This is a genomic window from Chryseobacterium sp. UF-81, from assembly GCF_058245105.1.
This window is the reverse complement of record NZ_JBSIBX010000007.1, coordinates 170,707-197,155: the sequence shown is the minus strand read 5'-3', so window position 1 is coordinate 197,155 and position 26,449 is coordinate 170,707. Positions and strand designations below refer to the sequence as shown.

Genomic DNA, 26,449 nt, shown 5'->3' with positions numbered 1-26,449 from the left:
TTTATATTCTTTATTCATTATTTTTCCAGCAGCAGGCTTACCCACTCTTCACGCTGCAGCTTCTTTTTAAGCTCCAATCCGCTTTCTTTACAAACTTCAAGGATATCATCCACATCAAAGAAGCACAATCCGGACAACAGCAGCTGTCCGCCTTCATTCATGACAGAAACATAGGTTGGAATATCAGAAATCAGAATATTCCTGTTAATATTAGCCAGAATGATATCAAAATTCTCTTTTCCTAGATTATCCGCAGTTCCCAGTTCAATATCCAGTTCAACACCGTTCCTGGCTGCATTTTCTTTTGAATTTTCTACAGACCATTCATCAATATCGATTGCTTTTACATCTCCGGCACCCTGCTGTTTTGCATAAATAGCCAATACAGAGGTTCCGCATCCCATATCAAGCACTTTTTTACCATTGAAATCAATGTCCATCATCTGCTGGATCATCAGGTGCGTTGTAGGGTGATGCCCTGTTCCGAAAGACATTTTGGGCTGAATAATAATTTCATGCATTCCCGGTACGGATTCATGGAATTCTGCCCTGATGAGCACTTTATCATCAATATTGATCGGTGAAAAATTCTTTTCCCATTCTTCATTCCAGTTAATATTGGGCATTTCTTCGAAAGAATAGGTGATCTGTACATTTTCATTTTCAAAAAGCGGAAGTGTTTTAAGATCTTCTTCTTTAAACTGTTCTTTCTGAATATATCCTAAAATTCCGTCGATTTCTTCCGTGAAGCTGTCAAAACCTATTTCAATAAGCTCTGCCATTAATATCTCATTCCATGGCTGCAATGGAGAAATTTTGAAATTGAATTCTAAATAATTTTGCATGTGAGTCAATAATTTAGTGCAAAAATAGGGATGTTATTATTGTTAAAAAAATTGAAGTGCCATGAGTAGCGTATATTTTCAGAATAATGGCGTTTGTTTTAATGATAAGAACTAGTGAATTTTTATATTTTGGCTAAAGCCGGATAGGTTTGCAAATGGAAAAAGCGGGCTAAAGCCCGCTCCTATTGAATATTTTATTACATAAAGTTAATTCCACAAAATTGTAAAATCTAATAAAGGAACTCATAGCCAGTCTAAGGATTTGTAGAAAAAATAGAACCATTGGCAATCAATGCTCTTCTGTTCATCTTCAAAATATCCCTTACCCATTCTGCAAAGTCTTCCGGCTGCAGTACTTTATCCGGATTTCCATCTGTAAGTCCTCCCTGGATACTCATATCGGAAGCAATAGTGCTTGGCGTCAAAGTAATCACACGGATGTTCTGTTTTCTCCATTCTGCCATCATCGACTGCGACAGAGACACTACCGCAGCTTTGGACGCTGCATAGGCTGACATATTCGGACCGCCTTTCAAGCCTGCCGTAGAAGCAACATTCACGATATCTCCCTCACCGTTAGCCTTTAGAAAAGGATAAACTGCTTTAGCTGCATAATATACTCCGAATAAGTTGGTCCTGATTACCTGTTCCCATGTTTCGGAGGGCATATCTTCAATGCTTCCAAAATCTCCGATCCCGGCATTATTAATCAGAATATCCACGCTTCCCAGTTGCTTTGCAAGGGACTCGATTCCGGTTTTCACTTCGGATTCATTATCAATACTGAAAACAGCATAGGCTGAGTTTACACCAAGCGCTTTTATCTCTTCCGCTGTACTTTTAAGATTTTCCGCATTTCTACCGGTAATAGCAACATTTACGCCTTCATTGGCTAAAGCTAAGGCAACCGCTTTTCCCAATCCTCTTCCACCACCTGTTACGATGGCATTTTTTCCGCTTATATTCATAATATTATGGTTTCGTCAGACAAATTTACGAAAGAACATTTTACAAGACCCGATTGAATATAGATTTAACGGAATTTAAGACGGAATAAGCTTGCATGTTTTTAAGTCACAAAAGTTTTTGACACTTAAGTTATTTTTGAAGTGAAATGCTTTGTAAAGAAGAAGTTCACATAAGTTCTAAAAAATTTTGATTTTCACATAAAGATCTGTGAAGGTCTGTGTAATCTGTGGTTAAAATATCAACCACAAAAGTCACAAAAGTTTTTTGACACTTAAGTTATTTGAAGTGAAATGCTTTGTAAAAAAAGAAGTTCACATAAGTTCTAAAAAATCTTTGATTTTTATGATCAATAATATACATAAACATCTGTGAAAATCTGTGTAATCTGTGGGAAATAAAATCAAACACAAAACAAAAACAAAACCGGCCTAATAATAAACCGGTTTCTGCTTGAAAGTATAGTAAAAATGAAAAAACTATGGAATAAGAACCGGGTTTTGAACCTCGAATTCTTCGGAAGCGGTGAACTGATTCCCGTACATATCTGCAGCTCTCACTTCAAGTTTATGTTTTCCTAACGCAAGCTTCTTAGGAAAACCTGCTGTCCAGATATGTTTTGACATTTCAGGATTGGAAGGTCTTCTTCCCGGGAATAAATTCTGTGTAGAATCCCATTTGAAAACGGAAAGGGCAAAATTCGGATCCACTGTTTCATCATAATCCATTTCTTCCCAGGCTCCGTTGTCTATCCTGTATTCCACTTTATCCTTTTTGCTTCCCATAAAGAAGTTGGCAAGGATCTTTGCTGAAGTTTTTGAAGGATAAGGGATTACTTTCGGAACATATAAATTGATCTGATAATCATCCGGCTTTCCGGCTGTTTTGTATTTAACTTTGTATTGATTATCATTAAAGCTGATGAATGAATATCCTTTCGCCGTTCCGTCTCTCATGGTGGAAGTAGGCAATCCTATATCATCGGATGTTCCTGACCACCAGTCTCCGCAGGTAGTTCCCACATTGTATTCATGAAGATCTTTTGAACCGTTCCATCCCGCTTGTTTTCCATAGAAAATCTGTTGCTGAATGTGCGTGTGAGCCGATAAAATCAGAGCATTCTGAAAAGGAGTCAGGTAATCGAATAATTTCTGACGGTCAGAGTTTCTGAAATTATCTTCGTTCTTATGCTCTAAGGGAATATGGAAAGAAACAACGATCAGTTTGTTCTTATCAACCAGTTTCAAATCGTTTTCAACAAATTTCAGCTGGTCTTCACGGAATCCGCCCCAATAGCCTTTCCCGTCTCTCGGATCCGGATACAGAATATCATCTAAAATAATAAAGTGTACATTTCCGTAATTGAAGGAATAATTGGCCGGACCAAAATTATTTTCAAAGGTTTCATCTGAAAATTGATCTTCTTTGGCATCGTAATTCATATCATGATTTCCCATCACATTGTACCATGGTAGGCCAATCTCCTTCATTACATCCGCATAAGGTTTCTGAAGACTCAGATTGTCGCCCACAAGATCTCCAAGACTGATTCCCAGTACTGCATTTTTCTTGGTGCCTTTCACTTCGTTTACGATTGCTCTTTTAAAATAATCCAGCTCTTTTTCTGTGTAAGGCTGTGGATCTCCAAAAACAAGAATGTCAAAATTTTTATTTTCATCTTTTTTATAAAGCGGAAAATTCAGTTCCTTCGGAAGTTCACCTGTTGGTGCTGTTCCCTTGTATTTAAAATCATCTGGTGAGCCTTTTGGCTTGTGATGGTAATAAAACTGAGGCAGATTATTGCTGTTCAGAGCCGTCTGGTATCCTGAAGGTTTAATCACAAAGATGGTCTGGTTTTCCTGAACAGGCAGACTGTATCTTCCGTTTTTATCGGTAAGAACAACCTGAACTCCGTTGGAAACCGCAACGCCTTCAATTCCTTTTTCACGGTTTTCTTTCTTTTGGTTCCTGCTGCTGTCTTCAAACACATATCCTGAAACAGAATCCTGAGAGAACGCCATTGCTGAAATCAGCACACAAGGCATTAAAAATTTTATATTAATACTCATTTCTTTATTCTTTATTCTTTATTCTTTATTCTTTATTCTTTATTCTTTATTCTTTATTCTTTATTCTTTAACTTATTTATTCCACCACATTTTTACATTAATATCATCTCCGCCCATCTGCTGAACTGCAGTCTGGTAATTAGCTGTATTCAGAACTTTAGGATTGGGCGGGTACATTAATCTGAGTGGCATAGCACCGCCATTTAGAAGACCACCATTATTTGGAAGTACAGGATATCCCGTTCTTCTTTTTTCAAACCACTGCTGCTGATCTACAAAGAAAAGCGCTACATATTTCTGAAGCATGATCCTTTCCATTTCAGGTTTATACATTACGTTAGGATTGCTGAAGTAATTGGCAGGTACTACTGCTCCCCACTGTTCTATCGCTGCTTTTACCCCATTTTCATAATAAGTCTGTGCGCTTCCCTGGATAATTCCTTTAAAGGCAAGCTCGGACAATATAAACTGGAGTTCAGCATAGGGATACATAAGGATTTTAAGAGGGGCTTTGGCAAGGTTCTGATTAAGGTTGGAAGGCTGATAGTCGAAGGTAGTTCCAAAAGCATACCCGGAAGGAGCTCCTTTGTATCCGATATTGACATTGTTCAAATCTTTTGCCTGTGAGAAGAACATGGCTAAGCGCGGATCGTTGTTGGCTTTCAATGTTGTTACAAAAAATTCTGAGGCGGCTCTTCCGGTGGTGAAATCCTGAGGTCTGGCAATAGGCGGCATCAGAGGGGAAACTCCTGTGATATCCAGTTTCGCACCATCAGCATTACTTTGAAAAACAGGATATACAGTCGGATTACTGATGATCTCCTGAATTCTTGCATGAACATTCACTTCACCATTTTTACTTAAAATTCTTGTCAGCAACCTTAAAGAAAGCGAATTACAGAATTTTTTCCAGTTGGTGATTCCGTTTGCATCGGATTCAGCTTTATAAAACAGATCGTTTCCTGTAAGCACTTTATTGGTGATAAAAAGGGAATTGGCTGTTTTCAGATCATCCAGCAGTTTTACATAAATATCTTTCTGTCTGTCAAATTTGGGCTGTAAAATACCTTCATCCAATTTGGAAGCTTCAGAAAAAGGAATATCGCCATAGGTGTCGGTAAGGTTGGAATAGATCCATGCATTCAATACCAATGCGATAGCCTCATAATTTTTATCCCCTTCTTCGACAGCGGCTCTTTTCAGGTCATCAACCTGCTTCAACCACCGGTAGGAATTATTCCAGAATCCGGCACCCGTATTTTCAGTGATGTAGTAACGGCTCAGCGAGTTTCCTTCATTCGGGAAGTCCAAAGACACCTGCATAAGGTCGAATGTAAAATCATTGGCCCTGTTATAGCCTACCGTAGCCATATTATACTGGATAGGAACTAATAATGAGCTTGCCACCGGCTTATTGATCCGGCTCTGGTCTTTATTGATCTCATCAAGGCTTCTGTCACACGACACAGCAGTTCCCAAAAGCATGAGAAATGAAGATATGTAGATAAGTTTTTTCATTGTTCTGATTTTTAAAATTTAACGTTTAACTGTATCCCGACTGTTCTTGAAGAAGGCAGCTGCCCCATTTCTATTCCCGGAGTAATGGTAGAATCATCAAGGGTCGCTGCTTCGGGATCAAACAGTGGGAATTTTGTCCACATCCAAAGATTTCTTCCGAATAAGGCAAGGGTAATATCGGTAACCTTCAAAGGGTCAACAATTGATTTAGGGAATGAATAGGAAATCCTGGCATCTCTAAGCTTGATAAATGAGGTATCGAATGAATTCGTTTCTACATTGGCTCTTCTGTAATAATCGCCGTAATAGGTAGGAACGGGAACTCCTTTGGTATTCGGTGAAAAACTTCCGTCAGAATTCTGAACCACACCCTGGCCTACGATCAGGCCATTCGGATTATCTCTTCCCCAAAGCGTATGCTCAAGTTTTCCCTGCTCGGACATTTTGTGATGGGACTGAGAATAGGCTATTCCTTTATACTGCCCGTCAAATGAGAAGCTTAACGTAATATTTTTATATTTAAATTCATTCTGAAGACCGGCTCTCCATTTCGGATAGGCATTTCCTATCTTTTTCATTTCGGTAGGCTTCGCTGTCAGTCCATCACTGCCGTAAATTACCTGTCCATCCGGAGAATACATCAGGCCATAACCGTACATATCTCCCAGTGAACCACCCACCACAGCATTGTAATACACCACACCGCCTACACTTCCAATGGTATAAGGTTCCCCGTGGAATTCTTCAGGAAGGGAAAGAATTTTATTTCTGTTCATGGACCAGTTGGCACTGACATTCCAGGAGAAGTTTTTATTTTTTACCGGATAAGCATTTAAGGTCATTTCAATTCCTCTGTTTCTGATCTCGCCGGCATTAATGATCCTTTTATTATAGCCCACTTCATATAATACCGGGATCACAATGGTCTGGTCTTTGGAATTATTCTGATAGGCTGTGATATTATAGCTCAATCTGTTTTTAAGGATCGTGAAATCCATTCCTCCTTCAATATTGGTGATCATTTCCGGTCTCAGATCCGGGTTGGGGTACAGCAAGGGAGATTCCACGGAACCAGTAAACGAACTGTTTTCGTAGTATTTATCCAGCATATAGTTGTAGGTGTCGTTCCCTACTTTCGACCATGACAGTCTCAGTTTCCAGAAGTTGAACTGGTCCGACTTCATTTTAAATAGATCAGACAGGATAAATGATGAGGATACCGACGGATAGAAATAAGATCTGTTGTGTTTAGGAAGCGTACTGCTCCAGTCATTTCTGGCCGTCACATCTACAAAAACAAGATCTTTATAGCTAAAGTTCGCCAGTGCATAGGTACTGTTTACCTGATTGTCATTAGGCTTCGGAAGCTTATTATCCAGTGCGATGGCATTGGTCAGCTGATATACGCCGGCTTTATTGAGACCTATCGCCCTGTAATCATTCATACTCTGCTCGTAATACCTGATATTTCCTCCGGCTGATGCGGTTACACCAAAATCTCCGAATTTATTCTTATAGGTAAATAAAATATCATTATTCAGATCTAAATACCTGATATACTGCTCCCTGTAATAACCTTTCAGGTAATTGGCAGAGCTCCACGGTCTTCTCTGTGTACGAAATTCATTGCTCCATTCCAGCCCGGATTTGAAAGCTACGTCAAAATTTTTCGCAAACTGATAGTTTACGTTAATATTTCCGGTAATGATTTTTTTATCTGTAGAATTTAAATTTTCGTAAGCAATAACATAGGGGTTATCAATATATGAGCTAAACGGATGGATCTGGTCTACCTGCTCCTGCCCGCTCTTCCAGATAGGTCTGTACCACGCCAGATCTACGTTTGGATTCTGGAAGATCATAAAATATGAAATTGACTGATTGTTATATCCGGTAGCCGGAAGGTTATCACTTTTGGTCTGACTGAAATTCAGTTTGGTCCCTACCTTTAATTTACTGTTCATTTTATGATCAACGGAAACAGCTGCGTTCAGTCTGTCAAAGCCTGTATTCGGCATCATCCATTCATTTTTAAGGTAAGAAAGTGATGATCTGAAGGCAGTGTTTTCATTGGAATGTTCTAATGATAAACTGTTTGAATAGGTGGTTCCTGTCTGCCAGAAATCCTTAATGTTATTTTTATAAGGTCTCCAAAGCTGTCTTTCTTTACTTTGACCTTCTACAGACGGATCATACTGGAAGTAATACTGTCCGTCAAATTTTGGGCCGAATGCGCTGCTGGTAGATCCGGTATTCACTCCATCTGCGGAAGCTCCGTAAGAGTAGTAATAGTTTCCGCCTTTGTCTTTCTGCATGGTTCCCTGCCCGTATTCATACTGGTAATCCGGCCATTTAAGAACACTGTCAAAGCTGGTATAGGAGTTCAGTGTGATCTGAACCTTTCCTTTTTTTGTTTTTCCGGATTTCGTGGTGATCATAATGGCTCCCCTGGAACCTCTGGAACCGTACAATGCGGATGCACTTGGTCCTTTCAGAACGGTAACAGATTCAATATCATCCGGATTGATGCTGTTGTAACTGTCTCCATAATCGATGGGAAGGTCGCCACCTGAACCTGCGCCATAAGCTGAAGTTCCTGTTCCGTTTCTCCTGTCGCTTAAAGGAACGCCATCTACAACGATCAGGGCTCCGTTATTTCCCATGTTCATCGAAACGTCTCCCCTGAGCGTAATACGGCTGGTTCCCAGCGGTCCCGCACCAGCTGTCTGAACTTTCAGTCCGGCCACTTTTCCTTCTAATGCCTGTGCCCAGTTGTTATTCTGGGTTTTGAGGATTTCTTCTGATTTAATGCTCTGGGTAGAGTATCCTAAAGACTTATCCTGTCTTTTGATCCCCAAAGCGGTTACCACCACCTCGTCAATGCCTTTAACAGTATCTTTTTTCGCTTTCTGCTGAGCTGCCAGGTTGATGCTGACTAATCCCAGCAGCGACAAAACCAGCAGTTTTTGTGTCTCTTTACGCATATCCTTTTTGTTTGCGCAAAATTAAAACGACAATATGGCTATGGCTTTAACATCATTTTAACATTTATTAAAATATTATTAAACAAATTATTAACATAAGTTTAACGCTCTATACAAACAACTGATAAACAACTATTTATATAATTAATGATTTTTAATATCGTTTTAAAAGGTCATTCCTGTATCTTTATTGTCTTTCTCTGAGAAAATAAATACAAAACTGCTAAAATACTGGATATCAGAAATATTCATATAGTAAATCAGCTTTCTTTTACGCAAAGTTTAATTTAATTACTTATTATTTTGAGATGAGTAAAGGTGATGGCTCCGCCATTGATTAAGCTGCCGGATATTACGCACGCTTAGTCGAATCAATCAAAGATTGATTTTCTTCTTTGCATTCTTATGTTTACGGTATTACTATAAAATCTTTGCGTCAAAAAAATTCATAATCAGTTTAACAGATAATTCCTGTATTGATTAGTTCTCTCATTAAAAAAAACGTTCCATTTTTAATCAAGCATAAAAAAACCTGTCCCTAAAAGAGACAGGCTATAATTTTCCATATTAGTCTATATTACTTTAAGTCCAATCTGTTATTTATTCTTTAACTGATCGGGAATATTAGTGGTTACAAAACCTATCCCCTGTTTTTTCAACTCTTCATAAACTGCAGGATCATTAACTGTCCATGAGTTAGTAATAAGGCCTAAAGTCTTTGCTTCGGCAATCCATGTAGGATTTTTCTGAAAAACACTGTAATGGTAATCCATTCCATCAAGGCCTTCGCTTTTGATCTGATCAGGAGAAAGTTCACCGTTCAGATACTGTACTTTGAATTTCGGCTCCAGCTTTTTGATCTGTTTGCAGATGTTCAGACTGAAGGAAATATATTCACTTTGTCCTTCCAGCTTCATATCTCTGATCATTTTAAGGGTCTTCTGAGTGATCTCATTTTCTATTTCCGGGGTTTTGGCAGGCTTGATCTCAACAATAAGTTTTAAAGAAGGATCTTTTTTCCCCTGTTTTAGATAATCTTTTAACGTAGGAAACTTTTCTCCATTCGAAAGCTTCAATGCTTCCAGCTCTTTGAATGTGGTTTCAGAAATCTCCATTTGACCATGATGCTCGTCATGATTAATCACAAGAACGCCGTCTTTAGTCATTCTTACGTCAAATTCTGATCCGTATATCTTTAGTTTCTGGGCATTTTCCAGAGATTTAATAGAATTTTCCGTAGTAGGCGGCTGTGCCTGAAAATAACCTCTGTGCGCGATAATCTGGGTTTGTGCCTTCATGATGACTGTGCTTAAAACTGCTAACCCTAAGATAAATTTTTTCATAATACAATTAGATAATTAAAATAAAAAACTTAAAATGTTTGATAAAGGTAATGTTTAATTGTTAAAAGCTGTATTTGGCTCCGATCTGGATCTGATAAGGATTTCCGGAAAGTGGTGCCAAACCGCTGTTATTTTTAACGTATTCAAACTGCCTGGTTGCCTGATTGAATTTAGTTACCCTGTACAACGACATATTACCATAAGATTTATTCACACCCCATTCTTTGTTAAGAAGGTTGGCCAGGTTGAAAATATCTACAGAAAGCTCAAATGCACCGATCTTTTCAAATTTAAATTTCTTGGCAACACGAACATCCCATACCCCGTAGAAACCGTTTTTACCCCCGTTACGTTCTGCAATAGCGTTGTTGTATTTTTCAACATAATCTTTCAGAGCCTTCCCTACTTCCGGATCATTAAGAAGTGGCTGCGTAATGATCTCCGGGAAAATGTAGGCAAGATCGTTGGAATCTACAAAATCACCGTTGATATTTCCTCCTGCAGTAACCGAGAAACGCGTTCCACCGATTCCTGAGTATCTTACTCCCAGAGTAAACCCTGCAATGGTAGGCGAGTTACCGTAAACCACGATCTTGTTTCTGAACTGATTATCAGAATAGCCCATTCTTAAATCTCTAGGATCACCCTGAACCGGAGTAGATAATGTTGCAGAATTGGCTACATTTCCGTTGTATGAAGTATTGTCTTTGATGTCTGACCAGGTATAACTTGCCGTGATCTCCCCGTCTTTCCAGTAACGGTAGCTGGTATCCACCACGAATGAGTACTGATTGACTTTACCCTCACTTACCAGCTCAAGTACTCTTCCGAATTTTTTATTGATTCTTCCCTCTTTCCAGTCGATACTCACACTTTTATTGTCGTTATTGATAATGGTACCGGCAGGCACATATACTCCTCTTCCCCCTTCATTAGCCAAAGTGAAAAACGGGTTGGCCATCATGTTTCTGTCGTAGTAGAAGTAATTGTTTCTTCCCAGCGCCATATATCCTGCAATTCCCGCTCTGAATCTTTCGTTAAAGAAGTGGGTGTAGGAGATATTCGCTTTATACACAATTGGAATTTTTGCGTCTTTTCCTGTGTAATTGATGGTAGGAATCTGATACTGCGAAAGTGAAGGAACCGTTCCGTAGTCATTTCTATAACTGTTGAAATCCGGGAACGGAACATCTTTACCCCTTACATCCACTGTAGCCAGATGCTTTCCATCGAATACAAGGTTGTTAATGATCATATAGTTGTTGATATCCGAAGAGAAAATTCCTGCCCCGAATTTTACGAAATCTTTATTTCCTTCATTGATATTCCAATCGAACTGAAATCTCGGCTGAATGACAAAAGATTTGATCTGATTATCTGTCCTGATTCCCATTTCGTCAAAAAGCTTTTGATTGAATTGAGCTTTCGGATATCCTCCATAATCGAATCTTAATCCGGCCATAAAATCAAAGCCTGTTGCTATTTTAGTTTGAATCTGTCCGTATATTCCTGCATTCCAGATACTGGATTTTACAGACGGGTCCTCCATCAGAGGGACTTCCCTGTAGAATTTGTCAGGAGTAAGATTATCGAAATTTGTCATTCCCTGGAACTGGAATCTTCCGTTCACTTCACTTCCATAGATCGATTTCGATCTGGTATACATCAGATCTGCTCCAAAAGTATACTTAATTTTATCCGTGTTGTAGTATAGGTTATCTACAATCTGGAATACATTATTCCGGAAGCCTTCCTGAGCGAAACGATGCCCTCCAATCTGGATATTGGTAGATCCAACACTGGAGGCAACGCCTTCTACAACAGCTCTCGGAACCGGATGTCCCAGCTCATTGTTTTGGTAGCTGTCCTGGAAAGTATATAAATATTGTGCTTTTAATTCATTCGTGATATTCGGTTTAACGTTTGTTCTTAAAGTCAGGAGCAAACTGTTATCCAGGTTTTTATCATTTCCGTAAGATTCAAAGAAATTGATCGCGGTATTATCTCCCAATCCGTTTTTATTCAGATCGTAGGTGAAATTATTCCTTAACGTCAATAGGTTTTTTTCATTGATCTGCCAATCCAAACGAAGGAATCCTGCATCTGAATTTCTTACTTTATCGAAACTTCCGAACTGCGGAGTATTTCCAACTCCGTATTTTTTCCTTGCAATATCAAGGAATTGGTTCAATGTCTCGGTTGTTGTATTAAATCTCTTCTCGTCGTCTTTAGATTTGATATCTGCAATAATCAACGGTCTTGAATCCAGCTGATGATCCCAAGCCACGAAGAAGTGTAATTTATTTTTAATGATCGGTCCGCCTAATGAAAACCCGAACTGGGAAGTAGAGAAATCATTCTCCCTTTTGTTTCCTCTGATGTCATACGGACTGGAAAGCCAATTGGTTCTTAAATACTCCCAGGCACTTCCAGAAAACTTGTTCGTCCCGGATTTGGTAACGGCACTTACCGTACCACCACCGCTTCTTCCTAATGTGACATCATATTGGTTGGTTGTGATTTTAAATTCACGAACAGCCTCTATCGAAATAGAGAAAGGCGCACCGCTTCGGCTGGTTGTAGATCCTGCTGAAGTTGGGTTTTTAGCTGTCATCCCATCAATCGTAAAGTTGGTTGAAGATCCCAGCTGGCCGGAAAGGTTTCCGCCTTTACCGCTTAATGGAGATAATTCAGTAAGGTTGGTGAAATTTCTTCCGTTTACCGGGAGCATACTGATGTTCTTCGCTGAAATAGCAGTAGCCGCTCCAAGATTTCCGATCTTGTTTTTCAGATTTCCTGTAACAATCACCTCTTCTATCTGCTTTTCGCTGCCACCCACGCTCATATTGACAGTTACCTGATCGCCAAAATTGACGTTATAGCCTTCTTTCTTTTCCTCATTCACAATAACCGTATAAGGCCCGCCCAAAGGAATTTCTTTGAAAATATATTCCCCTTTCGAATTGGTCTCCGTTTCCGTCCTGAACCCTGTTGACTCGTTCACGATCGTTACTTTCACTTTTTCCTGAGCAGTACTGCCCAGTCCGGTTACTCTTCCCACAATAGAAGCCTGCGTAGTCTGCGCATAAGCAAGTGTTCCAAATCCCAAAAACAATAATCCTAGTACAATCTTTACTTTTCTCATCTTTTCAAATTAGATGTGCAAAGGTATTTTGACTTTCCGGACCGTCTGTTTAAGGGAGCTTTAACAAATTTTCAACTAAATCATAACATTATGTTAAATTAATTTAAACAAGTGTTTTAAGATGAAGATAATCAAGACGTTAAATTATATTACAGCTTTTTAATATTTGTATAATATTTAATTATGGTATTTTTTAATGGAATTAGTTTAGCTATTTTTGCTCAAAAGATAGAAAGCAATGTCTGAAAACATACAGCAAAAAATAGAACAGCTCCGGAAGGAACTTCACCAGCATAATGAAAATTACTATCTTCTGGACGCAGCTACCATCTCTGATTATGAGTTTGATATGCTCCTGGAAGAGCTTCGGGAACTGGAGGCAAAACACCCTGAATTTTATGACGAAAATTCACCTACGGTACGTGTTGGCGGAGGGATTACTAAGGTATTCCCGACAATTCAGCATAAATTCAGAATGTATTCTCTGGATAATTCCTATGATTTCGATGATCTTGAAGACTGGGAGAAAAGAATTATCAAAACCATCAATGATCCGGTGGAATTTGTTGCAGAGCTGAAATATGACGGTGCTTCTATTTCTATCTTGTATGAAAACGGAAAACTGGTACAGGCCGTAACGCGTGGTGACGGTTTCCAGGGCGATGAAATTACATCAAACGTCCGCACGATCTCTGATATTCCCCTGACACTGAAAGGTGATTTCCCGCCTCATTTTTTCATGAGAGGAGAAATTTATCTGACCCGAAAAAACTTCGACAAGATCAATAAACTTCGTGAAGAGGAAGGCTTAGATCCTTTTATGAATCCAAGGAATACGGCCAGCGGAAGCCTAAAAATGCAGGACAGCGGAGAGGTAAGAAAACGCGGACTGTCATCCGTACTTTACCAGTTTATTTCCGAGGATGTTCCTGCACAGAGCCACTGGGAACTGCTTCAGAAAGCACAAAGCTGGGGCTTTAAAACTTCACAGCAGGCCAAACTCTGTAAAACAATGGCTGAGGTGAAAGAATTCATCAGTTTCTGGGATACAGAAAGGCATAATCTTCCTTTTGAAATCGACGGAATTGTTTTAAAGGTAAATTCTTTACAGCAGCAGAGACAGCTGGGTTATACAGCAAAATCACCGAGATGGGCCATGGCTTACAAATTCAAAGCTGAAAAGGTGGAAACTGAACTTCAGAGCGTATCATATCAGGTGGGAAGAACTGGCGCCATTACTCCGGTTGCCAACCTGAAGCCTGTATTGCTGGCAGGAACCATTGTTAAAAGGGCATCGCTTCACAACGAGGATATCATTAAAAAGCTTGATCTTCATGAACATGATTTTGTATATGTGGAAAAAGGTGGTGAAATTATTCCGAAAATTGTCGGCGTACATACGGAAAAAAGAACTTCTGAAAGTAAGGAAATCGAATATATTAAAAACTGTCCTGAGTGCGGAACCGAACTGGTGAAAATTGTGGATCAGGCAATCCACTTCTGCCCGAATGACCTGCACTGTCCGCCTCAGGTCGTGGGAAGAATGATCCATTATGTGTCCAGAAAGGCCTTGAATATTGAAAACCTGGGAAGCGAAACGATAGAACAGCTTTACAAAGAACGTTTGATAGAAAATCCGGCTGATTTCTATGCTTTGACAAAGGAACAGCTTCTTCCGCTGGAAAGAATGGCAGAAAAATCAGCGCAGAATATTATTTCAGGAATTGAAAAATCGAAAGAGATTCCTTTTGAAAAGGTTCTGTACGGAATCGGGATCAAACATGTGGGTGAAACAGTTGCCAAAAAGCTGGTAAAAAACTTTGCAACCATTGATGAGCTGAAAGCTGCCACTGTAGAAGAGCTCTGCCAGGTGGAAGACATTGGTGCCAAGATTGCAGTAAGCATCGTGGAATTCTTCAGCAATCCGGAAAACATTGTGATGATTGAACGTCTGAAATCTTACGGAGTACAGCTTGAAAAGGGGGAAAGCACGAATGAGGTTCTTTCTAATATTCTGGAAGGAAAAGCATTCCTTTTCACCGGGAAACTATCATTGTTCACAAGAGAACAGGCAGAGGAAATGGTGGAAAAACACGGTGGAAAGAATATTTCTGCAGTCTCTAAAAACCTCAATTTCCTTGTAGTAGGCGAAAAGGCCGGAAGCAAGCTGAAAAAAGCCCAGGACATTGGAACTATTACCATTCTTGATGAACAGGAATTTCTGGATCTGATAGAGAAACAATAATATCCTAACAAATAATAAATAAACCATTGAGATTTAATTTCAATGGTTTATTTTTTTCTCGTACTGTTCAAAAATTGCGCTCACCAATTATACCGATGAGCAAATTTTATAAAGTCTATAAATAATGGACGAACGCTTTAATTGTCATTCTTTATCCAATGAGGATTTAAAATATTTTTATCCCGCAGATTATACAGATTACGCAGATTTTTATAGATGAAGAAATTTATTCAACAGGAACAGGCTAAAGCCACTCTATCTTAAAGTTCCGTTCAACAGTTTTAATCAAATTTAAATTATTCAGAAAGTATAATGGTTTATTAAACGTCCCTATTTTTCGGGTATATTTCAATAATTCTATCATATTTTAAATAAAAAAAAATTAACATAAAAACAATATTTAAATAAATTATTTAAATAAAAACAAACAAAATAAACATTATATAAAATAATAAAAAGTAAAAAGTAATTATTTTTCGTAATATAATTTTTTATATATTTATAAAAACAAATAATCACCGAACCATGAAAAAACTCTATCTTTTCGTGCTGTTTTTAGCACACTTATCCATCGCCGCACAGATTGTGAACATTCCGGATCCACAATTCAAGGCCAAGCTTCTTTCCGGAACAGCCACCAACCATATCACTCAGGATCTGGCTGGCAACTGGATATCTATGGACCTTAATAACGATGGGGAAATACAGGCTTCCGAAGCTGCCAATATCAGAGATATCACGATCTACAGTTCAAATGGCAACCCGTTCCAGATTTCCTCCATAGAAGGCGTAAAATCTTTTACCAACCTGGAATATCTGGATGTATCTGACTGCCCTACCCTACTTTCTGCAGACATCAGCGGTATGCAAAAAGTAAAGCTGGTAAGTTTTGAGAATAATATCAACATGTCTTCTGCCAATTTTACGGGATGTCCATTACTGGAAAACATTAATGTATCGAATGCCAATATTGTCAACCTCGACATTTCCAACCTTCCAAAAATGAATATCCTGACATGTACAGGAGGAAAGGTACAAACCATTGATTTCACAGGCAGCACAACAATGAAATATTTGCTCTGCAGCGACAATGACATAGCCAGCCTCAATGTAAGTTCGCTGGTTGATTTGTACAGATTTCATATTTCCGGAAATTTATTGACGAGCCTTGATGTAAGTAACTTAACAAAACTTGAAGACCTGGTATGCTCATCCAATCTGCTGACTTCTATCAATCTTCAGAATACACCTAAATTAAAATCACTTGAAGCCAGTTATAACAATCTGTCAACTCTTAATTTAAGCCAGAGCCCTATCTTAAATTATCTGAGAATGTTCAATAATCAGCTTACAAGTCTTGATCTTTCAGCTGTTCCTTTACTGCAGACGCTTTTCCTGAATAACAACCAGCTTACTTCTCTTGATATCAGCCATAATACCATCCTGAACTCCTTCAGTATTCCCAACAACAATTTACAGAGCCTGTTTATAAAAAACGGGAGGCTTACCAGCGTAATGTATCAAAACAATCCCAATTTAAGCTATATCTGCTGTGATGATTCCGAAATGAATACTATCATCAGCCAAAATGCCACATACGGATATAATAATGTAACGGTAAACTCTTACTGCTCATTCACTCCCGGAGGCACTTTTTATACCATCAAAGGCAATACTAAATATGATCTCAACGGAAACGGCTGCGATCCGGCAGATTTGAATAAGGCATTCCAGAAATTTAATATTTCAGGAAGCGGAACTACAGGAAGCATTATAAGTAATCAATCCGGGGACTACTCTATTCCGGTACTGGCAGGAACGCATATAATAGCTCCGGTTCTTGAAAACCCGGTTTATTTCAATATTTCCCCGGCTTCATTTACTGCTAATTTTCCAATGCAGACAAGTCCTTTAACCCAGAATTTCTGTCTGACTGCTAATGGTTCCCATCCGGATCTTGAAATTGTGATTATTCCATTGGATTCTGCAGTACCAGGGTTTAATTCAGATTATAAAATTGTTTACAAAAATAAATGAACCACCATGCAATCCGGAACTGTTGGATTCAGCTATAATGACAGCATTATGGATTTTGTAAGCTCTACTGTAACGCCTGATTTACAATCTACCGGAAACCTTACCTGGAATTTTACCGGTCTGCTTCCTTTTGAAAGCAGGGAAATCAAAGTCAAATTTGAATTGAATACCCCTACCGATACCCCACCAGTAAATGATGGTGATATCCTGCATTATACAGCACAGATCAACGGAGCTCCGGACGATACACCTGCGGACAATATCTTTACCCTGAACCAAACGGTTGTAAATTCTCTGGACCCGAATGATAAAACCTGTTTAGAGGGAACGATGATCGCACAGACCCAGGTGGGAGATTACGTTCATTACCTGATCCGGTTTGAAAATCAAGGAACTGCCAATGCCAGAAATATTGTGGTGAAAGATGAGATCGACGCTGCGAAATTTGACATTTCTACCTTGACCCCATTGAATGCAAGCCACAGTTTTGTAACGAGAATGACCGGAACAAATAAGGCCGAATTTATTTTCGAAAATATACAGCTTCCGTTTGACGATGCCAACAACGACGGATATATTTCCTTCAAAATCAAGACGAAGTCCTCTTTGACAATAGGTGATGCGTTCAGTAATACCGCGAACATTTATTTTGATTATAATGCGCCGATTGTGACCAATACATATACTACAACGGTAAGAGGTGTACTGGCAACTGCTGAAACTAAAACGGGCAACAAGAATGTAAGCATTTACCCGAATCCGGCCCATGATGCTCTTTACATCAACTCCACTGACGAGATCATCAAAGCTGAAATTTATGATGCCTCAGGAAGGATTTTGATGACGACAGGTGTAAAAGGTAATACTGTAAATGTTTCTGAACTGGCAAAAGGAAATTATATTATTAAACTGTTTACCAAAGACAAAACGATGGTTCAGAAATTCATCAAAATTTAAACTAATAAACTAATAATCTTATCTATATCTGCAGGGCTGTGAATTTTTTCGCAGCTCTGTTTTATGAATTTAAAGGAAATTCAATAACAATATTTATATCCTCATCTGTGAAAGCAAAAAGGTTTTCCAGACAGATTAAATGTATTGAAAGTATTTCTCCTCATTCCCTCATTTATAAATAAACCAAACATGAATGTCCCTTTTTTAGAATCTCAATTACCTATGATGATTCATCCACAAATGGATGTGATCGTAGATGATATCAAAGAATATTATAAAACCGAAATTTTCAATATATCAAGTGAAAATACAAGGCTTTATGGTGACCATATGTCAACCGGCGCCCTGTATTCATCATACATACACCCTTTGGGTGATATTGAGAAAGTGAAGGCTGTTAGCCGGTATTACTGTTATTGGGCCTTGATTGATGATCAGTTTTTTGACAATTCCGTTGACCTTGGTCATATTATTCAAACATTTGAAGGGTTTCAGGCCGCACTGAATGAAGCTCCCGAAATTGAAAAAACATTTCTTCCTATCCGTGAATTCTGTTCAAGAACCGACTGGACTACGGAAGTAAAAGATATATTCAGAAAGGAAATGAGCAGGTACCTGCAAAGCGTACTGAAACTACGTACCATAGAAGTACAGATGAAAACAGTTTCCCTTGAAGAATATCTCTCATACAGAGCTTTCGATGTTGCGATGAACGTCATATTTTCCCTGACATGGTATACTCAGGATGATATGCCACCATCTTTGTATTATAGTGGTGAATTTGAAAAAATCTTTGAGTATGGAGGCATTAGTATAGGGCTTTTGCTCGATTTGTATACATTAAAGGCCAAAAAGAAAGAGATCAGAAACTATGCACATGCTATTCGAATTATCCAAAGGGTTGAAAATTGCAAAGAGGAAGAAGCAATTCATAAAGGGATTCGTTTATTCTATGAATACAATGATAAGCTTAAGGAAGAGTTCAGCCGTTTAGAGGCAAAATATCCAGCTGCAATACAATATTTCAGGTATATCCAATCTGGTTCGGTCAGATACTGCAATGAAAGCAGGGAAATCCGGTATAAGCAGGTTGATGATATTGATGAAAATTTAATTAAAGGCCGGACTGTACTATAAATATCTCAAAGAAAACGATAAAGAATTTCTTTATGCTTCCGGCAGCCTGAAATAAAAAGTGCTTCCCTGGTTCGGGGCACTTTTTACGCCTATTTCACCGTTCTGCTTTTCTATAAAATTTTTAGAGATAGCGAGCCCCAGCCCTGTCCCGTTCTGCTGTTCTCCCGGAACCTGAAAATAGCGGTCGAAAATCTGGCGGTGATACTTTTCATCAATTCCACTTCCGGTATCGGTAATACTAAACTGGATCATCGAATCGGTTTTTTCTACGCTGATCTGGATATTTTCGTCCTGGAAAGAATGCTTTACTGCATTAGTCAGAAAGTTATTGATCACCCAGACTGTTTTGTCAAAATCGGCAGTAACAAAATCATGATCACTTACCAGATATTCGGCATTGATCAAAACGTTCTTCTGCTCCGCCAGCTTTTCAACATTCTTCATAGCCATCTGTACCATTTCTTTTGGGGAACATTTTTCAACGGTCAGGCTAATGTTTCCGGTTTCTACCTGCGAAAGATTCAGCAGTTCTCCGGTGATGTTCAGCAGTCTTTGCCCGTCATCATTGATGCTTTTGAGTAATTCTTTCTGCTGGTCATTCAGTGCTCCGAATTTTTGGTTTCCAAGCAGCTGCACACCCATTTTTATAGCAGAAATCGGTGTTTTAAGTTCATGGGAGATGGTGGCAATGAAATTGGTTTTAGCAAAATCAAGCTCTTTGAAAGGTGTAATATTTCTCAAAAGAATCACCTTACCAATATATTTTGTTTCCTTTTCGCCTGTTTTTACAATATTAATAGGGATAATATCCTGTTCAAAATAATTTTCTTTGTGATCGCGGACAATCTTGATCGGTTCTTTCACGGGATGATCAATATTTTTAAGCAATTCACGCATCAGGTCATTATTAACCGCTACTTCATGAGCTGTTTTTCCGATGATTTCTTCCTTACGGAGATTAGTGATCTTCAGGGCTTCATCATTGATCATGTAAATAAAGTGGTTTTCATCCAGCCCGATTACTGCATCATGCATATTATTCACCAGCGTTTCAATCCTTTTTTTATCCATCAGCTGCTTGGAAAGGCTGCTGCTTTCGTATTCCTGAAGCTTTTCTGCCATGGTATTAAAGGAATCCGCAAGACTGTTAAATTCTTCACTGCCTTTGAAATGGACTCTTTCATTATAATTTTTAGCAGCGATCTGCCTGATACTGAATGTAAGCTGATTGATCGGTTCCGCAATGGTCTGCGGTAAATTAAAAAGCAGGATAAAAGCAATGAGAAAACATACAGTTCCCAGACTGACGATCCAGAAAGTGGCATTTTCTGCAGTGATAATAGCAATGTCACTTTTTCTCTCGATTCCTTTCATATTCAGGGACATGATTTTAGCCAGATCTTCACGGATCAGTTTTTCCTTTTCCGGAGAAGGCTGTTTCAGGTAGCTGTTGAAATGAAGATTCAGGCTTTGGGTAGCTTCTTTTTCTCCAAATTCAGTGAGGTTTTTCTCCTGCAGCTTATTGTTTTTCTGAAAATCCGTAACGGCAACGGCACTATCCGTGCTTATTTTATCTAAGGCAAGGAGCATATTTTTGGAAAATTCCAGGCTGTTGTAGTTGGCGGTAAGGATCTTCTCAGTATCGGATTTAAGTTTATTGATATAGACGGACCCGATCACTGACATGAGAACGATCAGTAAAAATAAAAGACCTACGCCTAAGGTGAGTTTTGTTTTAAGTTTCATTACTTCTAAGATAAAATAATAATATCTATCTGTCTTTCGTTCAGCCTATTCATCAGCGTATAAATCCAGCTGTAACCGGAAAGACGCTGCCAGAGCTGTGCATGAGGTTTCCCGATGCATACCGTCGTGATATTATGGGCAATTACATATTCCAGAATTCCATTGTGGACACTGCTTTCTTTTACGCGGACCACTTTCGCTCCCAATTCCTGTGCTAAATTAAAATTATTAATCAGATACCGCTGCTTGTCAAGGGCAATTTTTTCAGGATTTTCCGAAGATTTCTGAACATACAGGACGGTCCACTGACTGTTGTAATAACTTGCCAGACGGGCCGTTTTCCGGATGATATTTTTGGCGATTTTTTCATTACTGCTGATGCATGCAAGAAATTTTATCGGTTTAAAATTCTCTGTCTTGATCTCCGTTTCTACTTTTCTTTCAACATGGGCAGCCACTTCTTTTAAAGCCAGCTCCCTCAGCTGCAAAATATGTCCGCTCTGAAAGAAATTGGTAAGCGCTGTCTGGATCTTTTCTTTTTTATAAATTTTGCCTTCCTTTAGACGGGTAAGCAGCTCATCGGCGGTAAGGTCTATATTCACTACCTCATCGGCAAGACTCAAAATTTTATCAGGAACACGTTCAGCCACTTCTATTCCGGTGATGTTTTTTACCTCCTCATTCAGACTTTCGATGTGCTGGATGTTCATGGCACTGATAACATTGATTCCGCTGTCTAGGATTTCCAGCACATCCTGCCATCTTTTTTTATTTTTTGAACCTTCTACATTCGTATGGGCCAGCTCATCCACTAGAACCACTTCCGGATGCTCATTGATAATGGTCTGAAGATCCATCTCTTCGAGGCTTTTACCTTTATAGAAAACCGATCTTCTCGGGATTTCAGGAATTCCATCGGTAAGCGCTACTGTTTCTTCTCTTCCGTGGGTTTCTATATAACCGATCTTTACATCAATGCCATTACGCAGCAGAGACTGCGCTTCCTGAAGCATCCGGAAAGTTTTTCCCACGCCTGCACTCATCCCGATATAGATCTTGAATTTACCTTTCCGGGATTTCTGGATCAGTTCTAAAAAATGTTTTGCTGATGACATTGATTTTTTTGCTTTATTTTTAATACAAAAGGCACAAAAGGTTTATTTCCAATACTTTAGAATATATAAGTAAGTTACGATTATTTGGACATTTTTTATTGAACTATCCTGAACCACCCCGTCAAAAATTCTTTGAATTTTCGCCACCCCTCCACAGGAGGGGAATTCTTTGTCGGTCATTCAATGATAACCATTACCACCACCTTTGTTATTTTAAGCCTGCTTTTTATCTCTCGCTGATCACACAGATTACGCAGATATTTTATAAACTGACAGAATAAAATCTTTTGGCTTTTAAAACTTAAGTGAGCTTTTTATTCTTTAAGTATTAAACTTTAAAATAACTTAAGTGTCAAAAAAACTTTTGTGACTTTTGTGGTTATTATTTTTCACTCTTCATTATTCACTTTTCACTTTCTAAAACCATGCAGCCAGACTTGTCGTGATAAAGAAATTTCCCTGCTTCATCTCATCATTTTTCACAAAAATGGCATCTTTGGAAGTAAATCCTCTTGCTTCTGTACGGAATATTACATTCTTCAGAATCGCATAATCAACATTCAGAGAATATGCGAAGGTTTGGAAGCCATTGGGAGTTTTGGTACTGATGATCACCCCGTTTTTATCATTGTAATACTCTAGTCTTCCTGCCAGAGCCCATTTATTGTCAAGCTGATATTTCATTAATACATTGGGAGTGTACCAGATATTATAACTTTTGCTGCCTTTCTCTTTCTGTTCTGCCCCGATATCGAATCCAAGCAAAGCCGAAAATCGGTCTGTCAGCTGAAAACTTCCGTAAAAATCATGAAAATAACGCATTCTTTTTTCAGCTTTTGATTTGTCGTTTCCAATAAATGAGCTGCTGTTCAGCGTGATTTTTTCTGTCGGTTTGTAGGTCACCTGGTGCCCAAAAGAAATGCTTTGATTTCCTTCCGGCTTTGCAATACGCTGCCAGCCATTAAGCACTAATCCGCTCAAAAACCATTTTCCGCTGTCTGAAGTATAAGAAATCTTAGCTCCGGTTTCAAAGTAAGGAGAATTTTCAGCAGCAAAACTTCTCGTCAGGTTAATATTATCTTTTCCTATAGCACTCTCCCACCCAATATGGGAAGGCATAATCCCTGCATCAATCCACAGGTTTCTGGTCTTTGAAATTTTAATTCCCACGTTTGCTTCATTAACATAGCGTAATGCTTCCTGTTCTGCAGCCATATTGTCCTGCGCGTAGGTTCCGGCCATTAAAGCTACATTAGCGCGGAGATTTTCAGTCTGATAATTTGCTTTTACCAATCCTAAATTCAGATTGAGCTCGTTATGCCTGTTGTAAGAGTATAAAAAATTCTGACGGAGATGATTAGCAGGTTCATTAAAATCATAAGTGTAGAAAAGTTCTGCATAGGCAGAAAAAGTCACTTTATTTTCTGTTTTTAATGAATCTGATGATTGTGCTTTCGGGAAAAATATTCCGAATACTACGGCACTGGTAATGATATATTTTTTCACGGTGATGTCTACATTATTTTAATTGGTCCAAAGCGATATTAAGCTTCAGTACATTTACTTTTGACGGTCCTAAAAGTCCTAAAAACGGTTTCTCGGCTTGATTTTTAATCAAATTTCTTACTTTTTCCTCAGAAAGGTTTCTTACTTCTGCAATTTTCTTTGCCTGATACAAAGCTCCCTCTTCAGAAATGTCCGGATCCAGACCGCTTCCACTGGCTGTCACCAGCTCTACCGGAACTTTTGTATTTTCCATTCCCGGATGTTCCATTTTTAAAGTATCTATTCTTTTCTGTACGGTTTCCAGATATTCTTCGTTGCTGGGTCCTTTATTGCTTCCGCCGCTTCCAGCTGCATTATAATTAACGGATGAAGGACGCCCGTGGAAGTATTTTTCAGATTTAAATTCCTGTCCGATATTGGCGTAGAATTTCTGTCCGTTTTGGGTAATGATCTCTGCATTTCCTTTTGTAGGCAATATTTTTGAGCCCCCGTATACGATAAACAGATAAATTCCTACGACAGCCAGCATTACAAAAGTCAGCCTGAATGCTGTAACAATATGATTTTTCATTTTTTAAATTTTAATAGAATAAACTGATCACTAAATCGATGATTTTGATCCCGATGAACGGAACAATAACACCTCCCAAACCATAGATCAAAAGGTTTCTTCTCAATAATGCACTGGCACCGATCGGCTTATAGGCAACTCCTTTTAACGCCAGTGGAATAAGGAAAGGAATGATCACGGCATTGAAAATAACCGCTGATAATATCGCTGTTTCCGGGCTGTGAAGATTCATGATATTCAGTTTCTGAAGGGATGGGATGAAGGTGATAAACAAGGCCGGAATGATGGCAAAATATTTAGCAACGTCATTGGCAATACTGAAAGTTGTCAGGGTTCCACGGGTCATCAGCAGCTGCTTCCCGATCTCTACAATCTCAATCAGTTTCGTAGGGTCATTGTCAAGATCCACCATATTCCCGGCTTCTTTTGCAGCCTGTGTTCCGCTGTTCATGGCTACCCCCACATCGGCCTGAGCCAGGGCCGGTGCGTCATTCGTTCCGTCTCCCATCATGGCAACCAGCTTTCCTTCCTGCTGTTCTTTTTTGATGTAGTTCATTTTGTCCTCAGGCTTGGCTTCGGCAATGAAATCATCTACGCCTGCTTTTTCAGCGATGAATTTCGCAGTCAGTGGATTATCTCCGGTTACCATCACCGTTTTTACCCCCATTTTTCTCAATCTCTGGAAACGTTCCTGAATTCCTGTTTTAATGATATCCTGAAGTTCAATAACGCCCCAGACTTTTTCATTAACACTTACAACAAGAGGAGTTCCCCCGTTTTCAGAGATTTTGGTAACAGCATCCTGGGTTTCTTTAGGGAAGATGTTCCCGGCTTTTTCAGTCAGTTTTTTTATCGTATCATAAGCTCCTTTCCGGATTCTTGTTTCTTCAAAATCAATTCCTGAAGTTCTTGTTTCCGCTGAGAAATCAATATAGACCGGATTCGGAACCAGAAGATCTTCTGATTTCAGCTGGCTTAGTTCTATAATGGATTTTCCTTCCGGTGTTTCATCCGCTACTGAACTTAATGCTGAAGCTTTAATGAAATCCGGCAGTCTGATTCCGTCTGCAGGGTGAAATTCTGTTGCTTTACGGTTTCCGATGGTAATGGTTCCTGTTTTATCAAGAAGCAGTACATCGATGTCTCCGGCAGTTTCTACTGCCTTCCCACTTTTAGTAATTACATTCGCTCTCAAAGCTCTGTCCATTCCGGCAATTCCGATTGCAGAAAGCAGACCTCCAATGGTTGTGGGAATCAAACAAACGAAAAGTGATATAAATGCCGCAATGGTAATGGGAGTCTGCGCGTAGTCTGCAAAAGGTTTTAAAGTGAGTGTTACGATAATAAAGGTCAGGGTAAATCCTGCCAAAAGTATGGTTAATGCAATTTCATTAGGTGTTTTCTGTCTTGATGCCCCCTCTACAAGAGCAATCATTTTATCTAAGAAAGATTCCCCCGGTTTGGTGGTCACCTTTACTTTTATTCTGTTGGAAAGCACTTTTGTACCTCCGGTTACAGAACTTTTATCGCCTCCTGATTCACGGATAACGGGTGCACTTTCTCCGGTGATCGCAGATTCATCAATGGTGGCCAATCCTTCGATAATTTCTCCGTCCATCGGGATCTGATCTCCGGTTTCGCAAAGGAAGATATCACCCAGCTTCATTTCGGCAGACCTTTTCAGAACGGTTTCTACCTGAAAGCCGGGTTTGTTGTCCGTCACCACTTTGGCAGGAGTTTCTTCACGCGTTTTTCTGAGGGTATCCGCCTGGGCTTTTCCTCTGGCTTCTGCAATGGCTTCCGCAAAATTGGCAAAAAGAACGGTGAAAAATAAGATGATGAATACCGTAAAGTTATAAGCAAAGCTTCCCTGTGATTGGTCTCCTGTAAGACTAAAAAGGCTTACGATGAACATCACCACTGTTCCGACCTCCACCAGGAACATTACGGGATTTTTAAACATGATTTTCGGATTCAGCTTGACGAAGGACTGTTTGATCGCTTCGTTCACCAAATCTTTTTGAAACAATGTCTGTGATTGATTTTTCATTTTTTTGAAAGAGTTATATCATTGTAAATCAACGGCAACCATTAAGACAGATTAAAACAAAAGGAGTGGAAATGGATAATATATTCAGGTGAATGATCGATGAGATTTAGACTAGTTTCCTGATATTTCAATCTTCCTAATGGCTGACTGTTGATTTTAATTTTAATTATTGATACTTAAACCATTAAGAGCTATTTAGAAGTGAAGAAGAATTA

The 26,449-nt window shown here is 39.0% G+C and carries 16 protein-coding genes; 4 read left to right on the top strand and 12 right to left on the bottom strand.

Features of this window, described 5'->3' with window-relative positions; all coding sequences use genetic code 11:
- Positions 1-17: 17 nt before the first annotated feature.
- The 7 genes from prmA to AC4IFE_RS11885 all read right to left on the bottom strand — a co-directional run bounded on the left by prmA (position 18) and on the right by AC4IFE_RS11885 (position 12,870).
- Entirely contained in the window at positions 18-845 is an 828-nt protein-coding gene (prmA, locus tag AC4IFE_RS11915) for a 50S ribosomal protein L11 methyltransferase (protein WP_490757360.1), read from the bottom strand.
- A gap of 254 nt (positions 846-1,099) precedes the next feature.
- Positions 1,100-1,813 carry a 3-ketoacyl-ACP reductase gene (locus AC4IFE_RS11910; RefSeq protein ID WP_490757358.1) on the bottom strand — a complete coding sequence of 238 codons (714 nt, stop codon included), beginning with the start codon at positions 1,811-1,813 and terminating at the stop codon, positions 1,100-1,102.
- A 477-nt stretch (positions 1,814-2,290) separates the two neighbouring features.
- A complete protein-coding gene (locus AC4IFE_RS11905; protein WP_490757451.1) occupies positions 2,291-3,856 on the bottom strand; it encodes a calcineurin-like phosphoesterase C-terminal domain-containing protein in 1,566 nt (521 codons plus the stop codon).
- A 96-nt stretch (positions 3,857-3,952) separates the two neighbouring features.
- Positions 3,953-5,398: a SusD/RagB family nutrient-binding outer membrane lipoprotein gene (locus AC4IFE_RS11900; protein WP_490757356.1), complete on the bottom strand. Its 1,446-nt coding sequence runs from the start codon at positions 5,396-5,398 to the stop codon at positions 3,953-3,955.
- An 11-nt stretch (positions 5,399-5,409) separates the two neighbouring features.
- Entirely contained in the window at positions 5,410-8,382 is a 2,973-nt protein-coding gene (locus AC4IFE_RS11895; protein ID WP_490757354.1) for a SusC/RagA family TonB-linked outer membrane protein, read from the bottom strand.
- Between the two features lie 596 nt (positions 8,383-8,978).
- Positions 8,979-9,725, bottom strand: coding sequence for a glycerophosphodiester phosphodiesterase family protein (locus AC4IFE_RS11890; protein ID WP_490757351.1), 747 nt, complete (start codon positions 9,723-9,725; stop codon positions 8,979-8,981).
- A 61-nt stretch (positions 9,726-9,786) separates the two neighbouring features.
- A complete protein-coding gene (locus AC4IFE_RS11885) occupies positions 9,787-12,870 on the bottom strand; it encodes a TonB-dependent receptor (RefSeq protein WP_490757349.1) in 3,084 nt (1,027 codons plus the stop codon).
- A gap of 238 nt (positions 12,871-13,108) precedes the next feature.
- On the opposite strand from AC4IFE_RS11885, the gene ligA reads away from it, so the two are divergent.
- The 4 genes from ligA (at position 13,109) to AC4IFE_RS11865 (ending at position 19,246) form a co-directional block, all read left to right on the top strand.
- Entirely contained in the window at positions 13,109-15,115 is a 2,007-nt protein-coding gene (gene ligA / locus AC4IFE_RS11880) for an NAD-dependent DNA ligase LigA (RefSeq protein WP_490757347.1), read from the top strand.
- A 525-nt stretch (positions 15,116-15,640) separates the two neighbouring features.
- A complete protein-coding gene (locus AC4IFE_RS11875; RefSeq protein WP_490757345.1) occupies positions 15,641-17,152 on the top strand; it encodes a leucine-rich repeat domain-containing protein in 1,512 nt (503 codons plus the stop codon).
- 6 nt (positions 17,153-17,158) lie between these two features.
- Complete coding sequence (locus tag AC4IFE_RS11870) at positions 17,159-18,109, top strand: T9SS type A sorting domain-containing protein (protein WP_490757343.1); 951 nt, start codon at positions 17,159-17,161, stop codon at positions 18,107-18,109.
- A gap of 189 nt (positions 18,110-18,298) precedes the next feature.
- Positions 18,299-19,246 (top strand): terpene synthase family protein, encoded by a 948-nt coding sequence (locus tag AC4IFE_RS11865; RefSeq protein ID WP_490757341.1) that lies wholly within the window; start codon positions 18,299-18,301, stop codon positions 19,244-19,246.
- A gap of 30 nt (positions 19,247-19,276) precedes the next feature.
- Here AC4IFE_RS11865 and AC4IFE_RS11860 read toward each other — a convergent pair whose 3' ends face one another.
- The 5 genes from AC4IFE_RS11860 to kdpB all read right to left on the bottom strand — a co-directional run bounded on the left by AC4IFE_RS11860 (position 19,277) and on the right by kdpB (position 26,234).
- Positions 19,277-20,992 (bottom strand): ATP-binding protein, encoded by a 1,716-nt coding sequence (locus AC4IFE_RS11860; RefSeq protein WP_490757339.1) that lies wholly within the window; start codon positions 20,990-20,992, stop codon positions 19,277-19,279.
- Positions 20,993-20,997: 5 nt separating this feature from the next.
- On the bottom strand, positions 20,998-22,107 hold the full coding sequence (locus tag AC4IFE_RS11855) for a sensor protein KdpD (protein WP_490757337.1): 1,110 nt from the start codon (positions 22,105-22,107) through the stop codon (positions 20,998-21,000).
- A gap of 417 nt (positions 22,108-22,524) precedes the next feature.
- On the bottom strand, positions 22,525-23,613 hold the full coding sequence (locus AC4IFE_RS11850) for a porin (protein WP_490757335.1): 1,089 nt from the start codon (positions 23,611-23,613) through the stop codon (positions 22,525-22,527).
- Between the two features lie 13 nt (positions 23,614-23,626).
- Positions 23,627-24,184 (bottom strand): K(+)-transporting ATPase subunit C, encoded by a 558-nt coding sequence (gene kdpC / locus AC4IFE_RS11845; protein WP_490757333.1) that lies wholly within the window; start codon positions 24,182-24,184, stop codon positions 23,627-23,629.
- Between the two features lie 10 nt (positions 24,185-24,194).
- Positions 24,195-26,234 carry a potassium-transporting ATPase subunit KdpB gene (kdpB, locus tag AC4IFE_RS11840; protein ID WP_490757331.1) on the bottom strand — a complete coding sequence of 680 codons (2,040 nt, stop codon included), beginning with the start codon at positions 26,232-26,234 and terminating at the stop codon, positions 24,195-24,197.
- Positions 26,235-26,449 lie beyond the last annotated feature (215 nt).

Bases quoted from the DNA above. Each gene is read 5' to 3' on its own strand.
- AC4IFE_RS11910 (WP_490757358.1), bottom strand. From the start codon at position 1,813: ATGAATATAAGCGGAAAAAATGCCATCGTAACAGGTGGTGGAAGAGGA.
- AC4IFE_RS11855 (WP_490757337.1), bottom strand. From the start codon at position 22,107: ATGTCATCAGCAAAACATTTTTTAGAACTGATCCAGAAATCCCGGAAA.
- AC4IFE_RS11900 (WP_490757356.1), bottom strand. From the start codon at position 5,398: ATGAAAAAACTTATCTACATATCTTCATTTCTCATGCTTTTGGGAACT.
- AC4IFE_RS11905 (WP_490757451.1), bottom strand. From the start codon at position 3,856: ATGCCTTGTGTGCTGATTTCAGCAATGGCGTTCTCTCAGGATTCTGTT.
- kdpB (WP_490757331.1), bottom strand. From the start codon at position 26,234: ATGAAAAATCAATCACAGACATTGTTTCAAAAAGATTTGGTGAACGAA.
- AC4IFE_RS11875 (WP_490757345.1), top strand. From the start codon at position 15,641: ATGAAAAAACTCTATCTTTTCGTGCTGTTTTTAGCACACTTATCCATC.
- AC4IFE_RS11865 (WP_490757341.1), top strand. From the start codon at position 18,299: ATGAATGTCCCTTTTTTAGAATCTCAATTACCTATGATGATTCATCCA.
- AC4IFE_RS11885 (WP_490757349.1), bottom strand. From the start codon at position 12,870: ATGAGAAAAGTAAAGATTGTACTAGGATTATTGTTTTTGGGATTTGGA.
- AC4IFE_RS11860 (WP_490757339.1), bottom strand. From the start codon at position 20,992: ATGAAACTTAAAACAAAACTCACCTTAGGCGTAGGTCTTTTATTTTTA.
- AC4IFE_RS11870 (WP_490757343.1), top strand. From the start codon at position 17,159: ATGCAATCCGGAACTGTTGGATTCAGCTATAATGACAGCATTATGGAT.
- AC4IFE_RS11890 (WP_490757351.1), bottom strand. From the start codon at position 9,725: ATGAAAAAATTTATCTTAGGGTTAGCAGTTTTAAGCACAGTCATCATG.
- kdpC (WP_490757333.1), bottom strand. From the start codon at position 24,184: ATGAAAAATCATATTGTTACAGCATTCAGGCTGACTTTTGTAATGCTG.
- ligA (WP_490757347.1), top strand. From the start codon at position 13,109: ATGTCTGAAAACATACAGCAAAAAATAGAACAGCTCCGGAAGGAACTT.
- prmA (WP_490757360.1), bottom strand. From the start codon at position 845: ATGCAAAATTATTTAGAATTCAATTTCAAAATTTCTCCATTGCAGCCA.
- AC4IFE_RS11895 (WP_490757354.1), bottom strand. From the start codon at position 8,382: ATGCGTAAAGAGACACAAAAACTGCTGGTTTTGTCGCTGCTGGGATTA.